13 protein-coding genes and 1 riboswitch are annotated in these 12,984 nt (G+C 73.1%); of the genes, 4 read left to right on the top strand and 9 right to left on the bottom strand.

Annotation, left to right across the window (positions count from 1 at the left end; all coding sequences use genetic code 11):
* Positions 1-20 precede the first annotated feature (20 nt).
* Complete coding sequence (locus ACGIF2_RS10515) at positions 21-578, bottom strand: HdeD family acid-resistance protein (protein WP_396046292.1); 558 nt, start codon at positions 576-578, stop codon at positions 21-23.
* Between the two features lie 177 nt (positions 579-755).
* On the opposite strand from ACGIF2_RS10515, the gene ACGIF2_RS10520 reads away from it, so the two are divergent.
* Positions 756-3,326 carry a YbhN family protein gene (locus ACGIF2_RS10520; RefSeq protein ID WP_396046294.1) on the top strand — a complete coding sequence of 857 codons (2,571 nt, stop codon included), beginning with the start codon at positions 756-758 and terminating at the stop codon, positions 3,324-3,326.
* Between the two features lie 14 nt (positions 3,327-3,340).
* On the opposite strand, the gene ACGIF2_RS10525 is transcribed toward ACGIF2_RS10520, so the two are convergent.
* The 4 genes from ACGIF2_RS10525 to ACGIF2_RS10540 all read right to left on the bottom strand — a co-directional run bounded on the left by ACGIF2_RS10525 (position 3,341) and on the right by ACGIF2_RS10540 (position 8,535).
* Entirely contained in the window at positions 3,341-3,721 is a 381-nt protein-coding gene (locus ACGIF2_RS10525; RefSeq protein ID WP_396046296.1) for a hypothetical protein, read from the bottom strand.
* Between the two features lie 147 nt (positions 3,722-3,868).
* On the bottom strand, positions 3,869-4,051 hold the full coding sequence (locus ACGIF2_RS10530) for a hypothetical protein (protein ID WP_396046298.1): 183 nt from the start codon (positions 4,049-4,051) through the stop codon (positions 3,869-3,871).
* A 14-nt stretch (positions 4,052-4,065) separates the two neighbouring features.
* A riboswitch (cyclic di-GMP riboswitch) is annotated at positions 4,066-4,140 on the bottom strand.
* Between the two features lie 413 nt (positions 4,141-4,553).
* Complete coding sequence (locus tag ACGIF2_RS10535; RefSeq protein ID WP_396046300.1) at positions 4,554-6,506, bottom strand: penicillin-binding transpeptidase domain-containing protein; 1,953 nt, start codon at positions 6,504-6,506, stop codon at positions 4,554-4,556.
* 247 nt (positions 6,507-6,753) lie between these two features.
* Complete coding sequence (locus ACGIF2_RS10540) at positions 6,754-8,535, bottom strand: FAD-dependent oxidoreductase (protein ID WP_396046302.1); 1,782 nt, start codon at positions 8,533-8,535, stop codon at positions 6,754-6,756.
* A gap of 107 nt (positions 8,536-8,642) precedes the next feature.
* Here ACGIF2_RS10540 and ACGIF2_RS10545 point away from each other — a divergent pair, with 107 nt between their 5' ends.
* Positions 8,643-9,269 carry a GNAT family N-acetyltransferase gene (locus ACGIF2_RS10545; protein ID WP_396046304.1) on the top strand — a complete coding sequence of 209 codons (627 nt, stop codon included), beginning with the start codon at positions 8,643-8,645 and terminating at the stop codon, positions 9,267-9,269.
* On the opposite strand, the gene ACGIF2_RS10550 is transcribed toward ACGIF2_RS10545, so the two are convergent.
* The 4 genes from ACGIF2_RS10550 to ACGIF2_RS10565 form a co-directional block, all read right to left on the bottom strand.
* Positions 9,254-9,802, bottom strand: coding sequence for a hypothetical protein (locus ACGIF2_RS10550; protein ID WP_396046306.1), 549 nt, complete (start codon positions 9,800-9,802; stop codon positions 9,254-9,256). The two genes, ACGIF2_RS10545 and ACGIF2_RS10550, sit on opposite strands and share 16 nt — an antisense overlap.
* A 125-nt stretch (positions 9,803-9,927) precedes the next feature.
* The gene (locus ACGIF2_RS10555) at positions 9,928-10,419 is read right to left on the bottom strand and encodes a nitroreductase family deazaflavin-dependent oxidoreductase (protein WP_396046308.1); all 492 of its coding nucleotides are present in this window, start codon (positions 10,417-10,419) and stop codon (positions 9,928-9,930) included.
* A 64-nt stretch (positions 10,420-10,483) separates the two neighbouring features.
* Entirely contained in the window at positions 10,484-11,089 is a 606-nt protein-coding gene (locus ACGIF2_RS10560; RefSeq protein ID WP_396046310.1) for a 1-acyl-sn-glycerol-3-phosphate acyltransferase, read from the bottom strand.
* 108 nt (positions 11,090-11,197) lie between these two features.
* Positions 11,198-11,611 (bottom strand): hypothetical protein, encoded by a 414-nt coding sequence (locus ACGIF2_RS10565; protein WP_396046312.1) that lies wholly within the window; start codon positions 11,609-11,611, stop codon positions 11,198-11,200.
* 248 nt (positions 11,612-11,859) lie between these two features.
* On the opposite strand from ACGIF2_RS10565, the gene ACGIF2_RS10570 reads away from it, so the two are divergent.
* Both ACGIF2_RS10570 and ACGIF2_RS10575 read left to right on the top strand, forming a co-directional pair.
* Positions 11,860-12,354, top strand: coding sequence for an RNA polymerase sigma factor (locus tag ACGIF2_RS10570; RefSeq protein WP_396046464.1), 495 nt, complete (start codon positions 11,860-11,862; stop codon positions 12,352-12,354).
* Positions 12,351-12,983 (top strand): methylated-DNA--[protein]-cysteine S-methyltransferase, encoded by a 633-nt coding sequence (locus ACGIF2_RS10575; RefSeq protein WP_396046314.1) that lies wholly within the window; start codon positions 12,351-12,353, stop codon positions 12,981-12,983. The genes ACGIF2_RS10570 and ACGIF2_RS10575 overlap by 4 nt, the downstream gene beginning before the upstream one ends.
* Position 12,984: the final 1 nt, after the last annotated feature.

Raw genomic sequence — 12,984 nt, forward strand, 5'->3', positions numbered from 1 at the left:
TTCACTCCCCGGTCTGGCGTTCACCCGGTCTGGCGCTCACGCAGCGCGAAGCCGGACACGGTCAGCACCGCGCCCAGCACGAACGCGAACAGGCCGAAGACGACCACCAGCACCTCGACCGTGTCCTGCGGCCGCAGCACCAGGAACAGCCCGAACAGCACCGCGACGAGCCCGCTCGCGAGCGCCCACGTCCATCCCTGGTCACGGGACCGGTACATCGAGGCGGCACCGATGACACTGAACACGCCGAGCACGAGCACCCAGATCGCGAGGAGGTAGAACAGCACGAGCGCCGTGGGCCCCGGCCAGAGCACGATGACGACGCCGAACGCGACGCCCACCAGACCCTGCACCATCCACAGCGGCGCGCCGGGGGTGCCGCGGTGCAGGAAGCCCTGGCCGAGCGCGATCAGGCCGTCGACCACGGCGAAGACGCCGAACACCCAGACGAGCGTCGAGACGGTCGCGAGCGGCTCGACGAGCATGAGGAACCCGAGCACCACCAGCAGCACCCCGCGCAGCACCGGCAGCCACCACTCGCGTCGCCGCGCCACGAGCCAGACGGCGTCGTCCGCCATGGGACCTCCCCCGGGCGCCGGGCGGGCCTCGCTGCCCACGGGTGCGGCGCTCCTGCCGATCACGCTAGTGCGCAGACCGGGGATTCCTCCTGTTGGCCCGGTTGATCCGGTGCCCGACGACCACCTCCCCGCCTGTTCTCCCTGCCTCGAGGGGCACCGCTCCCTAGACTCGCCGGTATGCCTGACACGCCGAGCACCACTGCCGGCGCCAGCCGCACCCAGAGCCCGGACGACCCTCGCGCCCCTGCCACCCCCCTGACCGAGACGATCGACGGCGTCGAGATCCAGGACACCCCGACCGTCCGCGTGCACCACCCGACCGACCTGCTGAACGTGGTGCTGAGCGCGCTCGGGATCGTCGTCGTGCTGATCCTCGCGACCTACGCGCAGAACACGACCACGGGCGTCGCGGAGGACGTGCAGGGCTTCGCGACGGTGCTGCGCCGCATCCTCTTCCTGCCGGTCGCGGTGCTCGAGGGCCTCGTCACGATCGTGGTCCCCGTGGCGGTGCTCACCGAGCTCGCCCTACGGCGCCTGGGGCGCCAGCTGCTCGAGGCGCTCGTCGCGGGCATCGCCGCCCTCATGCTGTGCACGGGCGTCGAGTGGGCGCTCGAGACGTTCGGCTCGAAGGCGCTCATCTCCGGGATGTCGGTGCGTCTCGGGGACACGTGGACCCTCACGGTGCCCGGGTACGTCGCACTGCTGGTCGGCCTGCTGTGCGCGAGCGGGCCGCGCACGCGCCGACGCTCGGTCGCGTGGTCGTGGAACCTGCTGTGGATCGCGATCGGCGTGGTGCTCATCACCGGCCAGGTGTCGCTGCCGGGCCTGGCTGTCGCGCTGCTCGTCGGGCGCATCGGGGGCCTCGGGGTCCGCTACCTCACGGGGGTGCAGTCCGAGCGTGCGTACGGTGCGAGCCTGATCGCGGGGATCCGCCGCGCGGGTTTCGACCCGGTGCGCCTGGTGCGGGTCCCCGGCGGCGACGCCGATGCGGACGCCGCCGACCACGGCCTGTTCGGACGGCGCCGCCCCGCGCCGCCCGCACCCTCCGCGAACCCCGACATCGACGCGACGGCCCGCGCGCTCAACCGCACGTCCGACGCGCGCGTCTACGAGATGCGCACCACCGACCACCAGCGGCTCGACGTGATCGTGCTCGACGGCGACCGGCAGGTCATCGGCACCCTGTCGCGGCTGTGGCGGTCGCTGCGGCTGCGGGGCATCGACGGACGCTCGGTCGTGTCGCTGCGCCAGGCCGCCGAGCGCACAGCGCTGGTCTCCTACGCCGCGCGCTCCGCGGGGGTCCGCACGCCCCATCTGCTGCGCATCGCCGAGGCCGAGGACTCGATGCTGCTCGTCAAGGAGCACCCCGGCGCCGCGGTGCCGCTCGCCGACCTGGGGCCCGAGTCGATCTCCGACGCCACGCTCCAGGCGATCTGGCAGCAGCTGCGCATCGCGCACGAGGCCGGCCTCGCGCACCGCGCGCTCACGAGCGACACCGTGCTCGTCGACTCGCTCCTCGGGCAGCCTGTCGTGTGGATCGTCGGGTGGGCCACCGGCGACGTCGCCTCGTCCGAGCTCGCCCGGCGGCTCGACGTCATGCAGATGGTCGCCCTGCTCGCGCTCCGGGTGGGAGCGCAGCGGGCCATGGCCTCGGCGGTCGCCGTGCTGCCCGACGACGACATCGCCGCGGCCGGTCCCTTGCTGCAGACCGTCGCGCTCCCCCGCCAGACCCGCGACGAGATGCGCCAGCACCCCGAGGTGCTCACCGAGCTGCGCTCGGCGCTCGTGCAGCGCCTGCCCGAGGCGGACGTCGAGCCCGAGCAGCTCGTGCGCTTCGGTGCACGCACCGTGCTGTCCATCGTCGTGACCGTCGCCGCGATCGTGGTCGTGCTCGCGACCATCAACGTGGAGCAGATCACCCACGCGATCTCCGACAGCGACTGGCGCTGGAGCGTGGTCGGCTTCCTGTTCGGCATGTCGACGCTGTTCGGCGGGGCGCTCGCCTTCGTCGCGTACTCACCCGTGAAGCTGTCGCTGTGGCGGGCCACCCTCACCCAGACGGCCGCGACGTTCGTGGCACTGGCCGCGCCTGCGGGCCTGGGGCCGGCGGCGCTCAACCTGCGCATGCTGACCCGGCGGGGGGTGGCGACCTCGCTCGCCGTCGCGACCGTCGCGCTCGTGCAGGTCTCGCAGTTCGTCGTGACGATCCTGATCCTGGTGGTCCTGACGATCGCGTCGGGCTCGAACCAGGCGACCCGGTTCACCGTCACCCCGACGACACTCATCGTGATCGGCGCCGTGGCGGCGACCATCGCGGCGCTGCTGCTCGTCCCGCAGGTGCGCCAGTGGGTGCTGCGCAAGACCCTGCCGACGCTGCGCCAGACGTGGCCCCGGCTCATCGAGGTCGTCGGGGAGCCCAAGCGGCTCGCGCTCGCGATCGCGGGCAACGTGCTCATGACCATGGGCTACGTGTTCGCGTTCGAGGCGTGCCTGCTGGCCTTCGGGCAGCACCTGAGCCTGGTCCAGGTCGCGCTCATCTACCTCGCGGGCAACACCGCAGGCTCGCTCGTCCCCACCCCGGGCGGCATCGGCACCGTCGAGGCGAGCCTGATCTTCCTGCTGTCGACGGCCGTGAACCCCGGTGTCGCAGCCTCGGTCGCACTGCTCTTCCGCGTGGTCACCTACTGGCTGCGCATCCCGTTCGGGTGGGCCGCGATGCGCTACCTGCAGCGCACCCACGAGCTCTAGCCCCACCGGTCAGGTCAGCCGAGCGCCTTGGCCTTGATCTGCGCGAGCTCGGCGTCGCTGATGACGCCCGCGTCGTGCAGCTCCTTGGCGTGCTGGATCTCCTGCGCGGGCGACCGTCCCGCGACCTGCCGGATGTACTGGTCAGCCTCGGTCTGCGCCTGCTCAACCGCCTCGGCCTGCCGGTGAGCCATCCCCGTGCCCCGGAAGATGATGTACAGCAGCGCCGTCAGGAACGGGAAGATCACCAGCCCGATGACCCACAGCGCCTTCCACCACCCGCTGAGCTTCCGGTCGCGGAACAGGTCCGAGAGGATCTGGAACAAGATGATCAGATAGACGATGAACAAGAAGGCCCAGACGGCTACCCAGACGAAGTCCCACCAGCTGTCCCACATGTCCGCTCCCGAGGTCCGCGTGGCCGTCCATCGGCCCTGTGACGCGGCCTCCGGAGCAGGTCTGACACCTCGATGCTAGAGCCGCACACCACCCATGTCCCCCCGAACCAGGACATATGCCTCCGGCGGGTCGACGCCGGGGTCGCGTCAGGCGATCGCGGCGTAGTCCCGCTGGGCCGGGACGAGGTCGTGGCGCACCGCGCGGGAGGCGGCGATGCGCGCCCAGGCCTGGAGGCGGGCGGCGGAGGCGCCGAGCTCGTGGGAGCGCTCGAGAGGGGCGATATCGGTATCGGTCGGCTCCGAGGGCCCGAGGCTGCCGCGCTGGTCCATGTCGTGTCCTGTCTTTCGGTAGCCCGGCTGACCCCGTGGGTCCCGTGGCTTTGCGTCCCCTCCTCGCGGAGGGTTTGCCTGTTCGCTGACAGGTGTGACATTAGACGCAGGTGAGACGCGGATGGAAGCGTTTCGACGGACGAGGTCGGCTGTGCAGCCGCACATCACCCAGTCGGACCAAACGGACGATCCAGACCGGGTGGCGCCGCGACACGGCTCGGTCCATGATGTTGTGACTCAGATCACAGTGATCGTGTGGTGATTCCGAGCGGATCGCGGACATCTCATCAAGGACGGGGATCTCTCGCACAGAGGGACCCGCCGCGCTGGGCAGGCGGTGCGGGCGACACGCAGGGGGGGTCGTCCGTACCGCGGGCGCTGCCGCGCACGCGGGGGGCTGCCGCGGACCACGCCCACAGCGCGGGGCTTCTGACCGTGCCCCCCGAGGCCGGTCAGAGGCCAACCCCCCGTCACCGCCGAGCGGTGCGGGGGGGTTCGACCCTCAGGCGGCAGCGCGCAGGAACGCCTCGAGCAGGGGCCCCGACGTCGTGGTGCCGAAGTCGCCGTCCTCGACGAACACAGCGACCGCGAGGTCGCCGTGCACCGCGATCATCCAGGTGTGGTTGCGCAACGCGTCCTGCGAGCCGAACTGGGCCGTGCCGCTCTTCGCGAGCACCTCGGGGCCGGGGACGTCGAGCAGGAACGTGCCGCCACCCTCGGTCACGAACGCGCGCATCATGTCGCGCAGGGCCGCGGCCTCGCTCTCGGTCAAGGGAGCCGGGGTCGCAGCCGCGGGTGCGGCCGAGGTCGCGGTCGTTGTCGCGGTCGCACCCTCCGCCGCAGCACCCTCCGTGGCTGCCCCCTCGGCCGGGACCACCAGCCGGGGCGTGACCCGCGCACCCTGCGCCACCGACGCCGCGACCACGGCCATCGCGAGCGGCGAGGCCTGCACCTTGCCCTGGCCGATCATCGACGCCGCGTGCTCGGTGCCCGTGGCGGTGCCCGGCACCGACCCCAGGTACGCCGGGAAGCCGACCGCCGCGTCGACGCCCAGCCCGAGGCTCGCCGCCGCATCCGCGAGCGCCTGCTGGTCGACCGTGTCCCGGGCGCCGATGAAGGCCGTGTTGCACGAGTTCGCCAGCGCGGTGCGCAGCGTGATGTCGCCCAGCCGGTTCGCCGGGTAGCCGGGGTAGTTCGAGAACGCGCGCCCGTCGACGGTCGTGGACGCGGGACAGCTCAGCGTGCTCGTCGGGGTCAGCCCCGCACGCAGCAGCGCGAGGGTGCTCACGACCTTGAACGTCGAGCCCGGCGCGTAGGTGCCGACCGTCGCGGTCGAGAGCCCTTCGCCACCCGGGCCGCTCGCAGCAGCCAGCACCTCGCCCGTCGAGGGCCGCAGCGCGACGATCGCGCTCGCCGGCACCACCGGTTCGAGGATCTGCTCCGCGGCCTCCTGCAGCGTGGGGTCGAGCGTGAGGACGAGCGGCTGGCCCGGTGTCGGGTCGAGGTGGAAGAGCTCGCGGTCAGCCGCACCGTTGCTCGAGACGACAGTGAGGCCCGGGCGACCGCGCAGCTGCTCGTCGTACTGCTTCTGCAGCCCGCCCAGCCCTGTCAGGTCACCCGCGGCGATCGCCCCGTCGGAGGCCTCGACGATCTCGGCGGTGGCCTGTCCGACGCTGCCCAGCAGGGGCCGGGCGAACCGCCGCGTCAGGGCCAGGGGCAGCGTGTCGGGGACCACGTTCACGCCGACGAGCGTGCGCAGGGCGCTGACGTCGTACGCCGGGTCGTTGTCCCGCACCACGATGGCCTCGACGAACGCCTTCTCGCCCGCGGCGGCGACCCGCCCCGCATACGCGTCGGCGTCGATCTCGAGGGCCGCGGCGAGCTCGCGTGCCGCCGCGTCCTGACCGACCGCGTCGACGCGGGTCTTGTCGATGCCGATGCGCTGCACCGGGCGGTCCTCGACGAGCACCGAGCCGCCGGCCCCCAGCACGTCGGCCCGTGCGGCCCGCTCGCGGCGCACCCCGAGTGTCTCGCCCGCGACCAGGTCGGGGGCCAGCAGGGCGGGCGACCACTGCGGCTGCCACTCCCCCTCGACCCGCTCGAGCCGTGCGTGCGTCGTGTAGGTCCAGTCGACGTCACCGGAGTCCACGTCCCACGTGTAGGCGAAGGTGGCCGTGGCGGCGGCGTCGTCCTGCTCGTCGACCGTCACGGCCCCGGCCTCGACCGTCGGCACCCACGGCGCGAGCCCGGCGAAGGCCTCGTCCCGTACGGCCGCCGCCTCGGCGGGCGTCGCACCGACCAGGCCCGCCTTCGCGAAGTCGCCGGTGGCCAGCGCCTCCGCGAGCGCATCCGCCGCACCCTCGGGGCCGGGCTCGTCCGACGTGCAGCCGACCAGCCCCGTCGCCAGGACCACGACCGTCAGCACCCCCGCCGTCGCCCGACCGGCTCGACCCACGGCTAGACGTCGACCCCGGACGGCGTGCCCGTGCGGCGTCACCCCGCCGCGGAGGTGTACCTGACCTGCGGTCGTGTCGCTCATGTCGCCCCTCGCCTGCTGCTCGAGCCGCACTGGTGGACGGTCGCCCACGCGTCGCGCCCGCCCATCCTGCCCGAGGAGCCGGCCTCGACCCACCGGATCGGACGCCCGGAGACGCACACGATCGGTGAAGATCACGAACGTGTCCGGTGCGCGGCCCGGCGGGTCAGACGTTCCGGGGCCGGGTGACGGGCCGGAGCGCCCCCGGAGCCCCGGCAGGCACCACCGGGTGACGCGGGGCCACCGTGTCGAGGCGCACGTACGGCTCCCCGGGTGCCGGGCGCGGGTCGACGTCGCCCCGGTTCGGCCACAGCGACAGCGCACGCTCGGCCTGCGCGGTGATCGTCAGCGACGGGTTCACGCCCAGGTTCGCCGAGACCGCCGAGCCGTCCACCACGTGCAGCGTCGGGTAGCCGTGGACCCGCTGGTACGGATCGAGCACGCCGTCCTGCGGGGTCACCCCGATCGGGCAGCCACCCAGGAAGTGCGCCGTCATCGGCATGTTGACGAGATCGCCGAGCGACCCCGCCGCGACGCCGCCCAGCTCCTCGGCCAGCAGGGTCGCGGCCCGGTGGCCCGAGGGGATCCAGGTGGGGTTGGGCTCGCCCGGGCCCTGCCGGCTCGTCATGCGCCGCCACCGGGCCGGCACCGGGAGCACCCCGAGCCGGCGGGGCGCGAGAGACGTGGTGAGCGAGTTGTCGGCCGACTGCATGACCAGGGCGATGACGGACCGCTCGCTCCAGCGGTACGGGGCGAACGCCCGCAGCGTCGCCACGGGCGCCCTGCGCAGGTCACGCCCGTACGCCCGGAGCACCGACGCCCAGCGCCGCCACGTGGCCGCGCCGGGCGCCAGCGCCGTCGAGAGCAGGGCCATCGCGTTCGAGCCCTTGCCGTAGCGCACCGGCTCGACGTGCGTCGTGTCGTCGGTGAAGAAAGACGACGTGATGGCCACCCCGCGGGTCAGGTCGCGCGCAGGGTCCACGCGTGGGGCGCTCGCACCGAGCAGCGCCTCTGAGTTCGTGCGGGTCAGCTCACCGAGCCGCGCCGACACCCGGGGCAGCCGACCCGTCGCCCGCATCCGGTGCAGCAGCGTCTGCGTGCCATAGGTGCCTGCCGCGAGCACCACCTCGTCGGCCAGCCACGTCGTGCGACGTCGGGCAGCGCCCGGGCCCGGACCCGTGGCCCGCGAGCGCACGGCCCATCCCCCGCCCACGGCCGGGACCACGTCGGTGACAGTGCTCAGGGGCACGATCCGCACGCCCGCCCGCTCCGCGAGGTGCAGGTAGTTCTTGGTCAGCGTGTTCTTCGCCCCGACCCGGCAGCCCGTCATGCAGCCCCCGCACTCGGTGCAGCCCGTGCGATCGGGCCCCGCACCGCCGAAGAACGGGTCCGGCACCGGGCGACCCGGCTCGCCGAACAGCACGCCGACGTCGGTCGCGTGGTGCGTGTGCTCGCGCCCCATGCGCGTCGCCACCTGCAGCAGCAGCCGATCGGCGGGTGTCGTCGACGGGTTCCGCGTGACCCCGAGCATCCGGGACGCCTGGTCGTAGTGCGGGGCGAGCTCGGCCTCCCAGTCCGTCACGTGGGCCCACTGCGGGTCGCGGAAGAACTCGGGCAGCGGCCGGTACAGCGTGGTCCCGTACACCAGCGAGCCACCACCCACCCCGGCACCCGCGAGGATCAGCGAGTCCTTGAGCACGTGGATCCGCTGGATGCCGTAGCAGCCCACCGCCGGCGCCCACAGGAACGTGCGCAGGTGCCACGACGTGCGGAAGTCCTCGTCGGCGAAGCGCCGCCCCGCCTCGAGCACCGCGACCCGGTAGCCCTTCTCGGCCAGCCGCAGCGCCGCGACCGCCCCGCCGAAACCTGACCCCACCACGAGCACGTCGTACCTGGTGGACGCACCGTCAGGGTGCACGTCGTCGGGGCGCTCGTCGTCGTCGACCATCCGCGCATCGTGGCACACGGGCCTCGTCGACCCCCCACGAAGAGCGACGGGCGGTACGGGGCTTTGGTCCGATACCCGCCGCGGGCCGGTGCGGCAGGGTGGAGGGCATGCACGAACGGGGGGTGGGGGTGCGGGACGTCGACGACGTCGCGCGACTGCTCGGCGCCGCCCTGCACCTCGACCCGGGCTTCGTGCACGTGCTGCCCGACGCGCGGGTGCGCGCCGCGACGTTGCGGTCGATGTACGCGCTCGCTGTGCACGACGCGCTGCGCTCGGGTCACGTCACGACCGCGGCCGACTCCCGCGGGCTCGCCGGGGTCGCCGTCTGGTACCCACCCGGGAGCTACCCCCTGACCCCCGTCCGGTGGGTGCGGTCGCTGCCGCGGGTGGCCGCGGTCGCTGCGCGCTCAGGGCGGCGCGCCCCCGCGCTGCTGCGCCTGACCTCCGCCGTCGAGCACGCCGTCCCGGCCGACGCCTGGTACCTCGAGGCGCTCGGCGTACGGCCCGACGCGCAGCGCCGCGGTCACGGTCGCCGGCTCGTCGAGCAGGTGCTCAGGCTGGCCGACGAGCAGCGCACCGCGTGCTACCTCGAGACCTTCCACGCCGCGAACGTGCCGTACTACGCCGCGATGGGGTTCGACGTTCTGGGTCAGGCCGCACCGCTGCTCCCGGGCGGGCCGCCCGTCGCCCGCATGCGCCGCGAGCCCCGGGACCGACCTCACGCGAGCCGGTAGGCCAGCTCGATCCGGGACACCTGGTCCTCCTCACCCTCGGGCGGGCCGCCCGTCAGGTCGTACTCGATCCGCCCGCCCCACACCGCACCGCGGTCCGTGTGCCACCGGTCCAGCTCGTAGCCGTGCGCTGTGACCCACCACAGCAGCATGTCGCGGGTCTCCTGGAGATCGTCGAGCTCGCCCTCGTGCATGACCCACGCGTACATCCCCTCGGGCACCCAACCCGTGCGGACCGCGAACGGCACCTCTTCCACGTGCACGTTCTGGTGCCCGTCGACCGCGTCGAGCAGCATCGGCAGCGCGGCTGCCGCCACCGGGTACCCCACGTCGACCTGCAGCCGCGTCCCTGTGCCGACCACCAGGTAGCGGCGCAGCGGCGGCCCGCCCGGCAGGAACTCGTGCAGCCCGAACCACAGCCCGACCGCCTCGAGCAGCCGCGCGCCCTCCTGCTCGAGCGTGCTCGTCGTCACGTCCGCGCGGATCGCCGCGTAGGGCTGCTGCGCGCGGCGGACGCACTTCGGGTCCAGCACCATGCCGACCTCCCGTCAGCCGGGGGCTCCACCCTCCAGTCTCCGGCCGGGTGGGCGCCAGCACAACAGGCCTCCCGGCACCGGTCAGGGCCGGCTCACGTGCTCGCTGGTCAGGCCGTCGCGCCGCGTCAGCGCGGAGAGAGGCGCACGAACAGGGTGCGCTCGCCCACCGCACGCCACCGGGCGTCGGGCGTCGCCGAGGTGTCCTCGATCGCGGTGCCGAGGCCGACCGACCGGGAGATGCGCCGGGCCGTCACCGGGTGCTGCGGCGCGAACACGGCCATGACGTCGGCGGCCTCGTCGGGGGTGAGCACCGCGGCCCGGGCCGGGCGGACGTCGCGACCCACCTGGGTCGTCACGTCGGGGTGCACCTGCACGTTGCGGTACCAGTCGGTGCGCGGCCCGAAGCCCGCGACGACGATCAGGGCGCCCGTCGCAGGATCCCGGTCGACGACCTCGAGGAGCGCCTGCCGGGGCTGACCCGAGACCCGGCCGGTGTGCGTGAGCAGGACGTAGCGCTCACCGAGCATCCCGCCCAACCCGTGACGGTAGAGCCAGAGGGGCATCCGGTAGAACGACCGGCGCCACCCGGTCGGAGGGCTGGGCTGGGTAGAGGTCACAGGAACGAAGCGTACGCACGCCGCGGTCCAGATCAGTCGCGATACAGGTCAGGCGCGGTAACGATCAGGCGCGGTCCAGGTCCGTGCCGTCGGGCAGGGGGTCCTCGTCGCGCAGCCGGGGCTCGGTGCGCAGCTCGGGGTTGAAGCCCGCCTTGTCGGCGTAGAACTCGCGGACCTTGTCCATGTCGGCGCGCACGTCGCCCGTCATGCGCAGCGTCGGCCCCAGGCCCGAGGTCATCGTGGTGCGGTCCAGGTATCCGAGGGTGACGGGCAGCCCGGTGTCGAGCGCGATCCGGTGGAAGCCCGACTTCCAGTACGTGCCCTTGGAGCGCGTGCCCTCGGGCGTGACGACCAGGTAGAACAGCTCGCCCTTGCGCACCCGCTCGACGAGGTCGTCCACGAGACCGGCAGGGTTGCGGCGGTCCACGGGGATGCCGCCGAGCGCACGCATGACCCAGCCGAACGGTCCCGTGAACAGGGTGTGCTTGCCCAGGTAGCGCACGTTGAGCCCGTGGTGCCAGCACACCGCGAGCATGAAGACGAAGTCCCAGTTGGACGTGTGCGGGGCACCGATGAGGATGCCGGCACCCTCGTCGGGCAGCGACTGGGTCCGTAGCCGCCATCGGCTCAGGGTCCAGAACACGCGGGCCAGGGCACGGCGAAGTCTCATCGGCGCATCACACAGGGGATGGTAAGCACGGAACCTCGAAACGCCGGGGACGTGCGTCAGTCCGAGACTTCGGGACACCCCTCCATCGGGTCCATCGGGCCTGGTTCGTCACGCGGTTCGGGAGAACGTCACGCCGGCGACCTCGGGGCGCGGCCCTGTGCTCGAGCCCTCGACGCGCTCGACCGACGCCGTGGTCGACGAGTACACGTAGCGGCTCGCGCCGGGGCGCAGGTCCTGGGCCTCGACCCGGAAGTCGCTCCCGTCGACCCAGATGGTCACCGCCAGGTGCTCGCCCGGTGTCCATCCCCAGTCCGCGAGGTCGTCCGCGCTCGTGATCTCCCCGTCGTCGTCGAACATCAGCGCCGACTGCAGCGCCGTCGCGAGGTTGCGCACGCTCGACGCGGTCGACGCGTCGTACGCCGGGGCGAAGACCCCCGTCGGTGCCGCGAGCACCGAGTCGGGGGCCACCGCGAACACGCCGACGAGCGCGGCCAGACCGAACAACAGCGAACGTGCCCGCATCGTGCTCCCCGGTCGGCGCAAGGGTGGCGCGGACGCCCGCACCGACCGGTCGCCCTCGCGCCGGATCGGATGAATCTCGCATACCCGACATCGATGGGCGGAGTTATCTGGTGATTGACACCCAGATGGGCGTTTCTCTCACCCGATCGCCGTGGTCGAGTCCGGCGGTCGGAATCGTGGTCGTGGATCGGGTGCGCGGTGGGAAGGTGGGATCTCACGTCCTCCCCACCTCAGGCGTCTTCCTGGTGATGAACACCCACGAGCCTTTCGAACGCGTCGTCGCCGAGCACGGCGCACGCGTCCTGCGCGTGTGCCGAGCCGTGCTCGGTCCGGTCGACGCGGACGACGCGTGGTCCGAGACGTTCCTCGCCGCCCTGCAGGCCTACCCGGACCTGCCCGCCGGCGCGAACGTCGAGGCGTGGCTCGTGACGATCGCGCACCGCAAGGCCATCGACGTCACGCGCCGCCGGGCGCACCTCCCGGTCGCCGTCTCGCGGGTGCCCGAGCGGGCGTCTGGCGACCTGATGCCCGACGGCGACGGCGACGTGTGGCAGGCCGTGCGGGCGCTGCCCGACCGGCAGCGACGGTCCATCGCGTACCACTACCTCGGCGGGCTGCCCTTCGCGGACGTCGCCACGCTGCTCGGTGGCAGCACCGACGCGGCGAGACGGGCCGCGCACGACGGCATCAGGAAGCTCAGGGCGACCTACCCGGGCACGACCCAGGACGGAGCGGACCGATGAACGACACCACCCCCGGCACCGACACGACGCTGCCCCCGCAGCTCTTGCGGGACGACGACCCCGCTGCGCTCGAGGCGCTGCACCGCCGGCTGGCGGACGACGCGCACGACGCTGGCGTCCTCGACGTCGCCTACCGCACGCTCGACACCGCGGTGGGTCCGCTGCTGCTCGCCGCGACCGACGTCGGCCTGGTGCGCGTCGCGTTCGGCGTCCAGGACCACGACCAGGTGCTCGACGACCTGGCCCGGCGCATCAGCCCGCGCGTGCTGCGCGCCCCGCAGCGGCTCGACCGCGTCGCCCGGGAGATCGACGAGTACCTGGCCGGCGACCGCCGCGACTTCGACCTGCCGCTCGACCTGCGCCTGACGTCCGGGTTCCGCCGCGTCGTCGTCGAGCACCTGCCGCTCATCGGCTACGGCCGCACCGAGTCGTACACGCAGGTCGCGACCGCGGCGGGCAACCCCAAGGCCGTCCGGGCAGCCGGCACGGCGTGCGCGCTCAACCCGCTGCCGATCGTGGTGCCGTGCCACCGCGTGGTGCGCTCCGACGGGACGTTCGGCAACTACGCCGGCGGCACCGAGGCCAAGCGGACGCTGCTGCACCTGGAGGCGGGGGCGCTGCGCATTTGAG

The sequence above is a fragment of the Cellulomonas sp. P22 genome, from assembly GCF_044392165.1.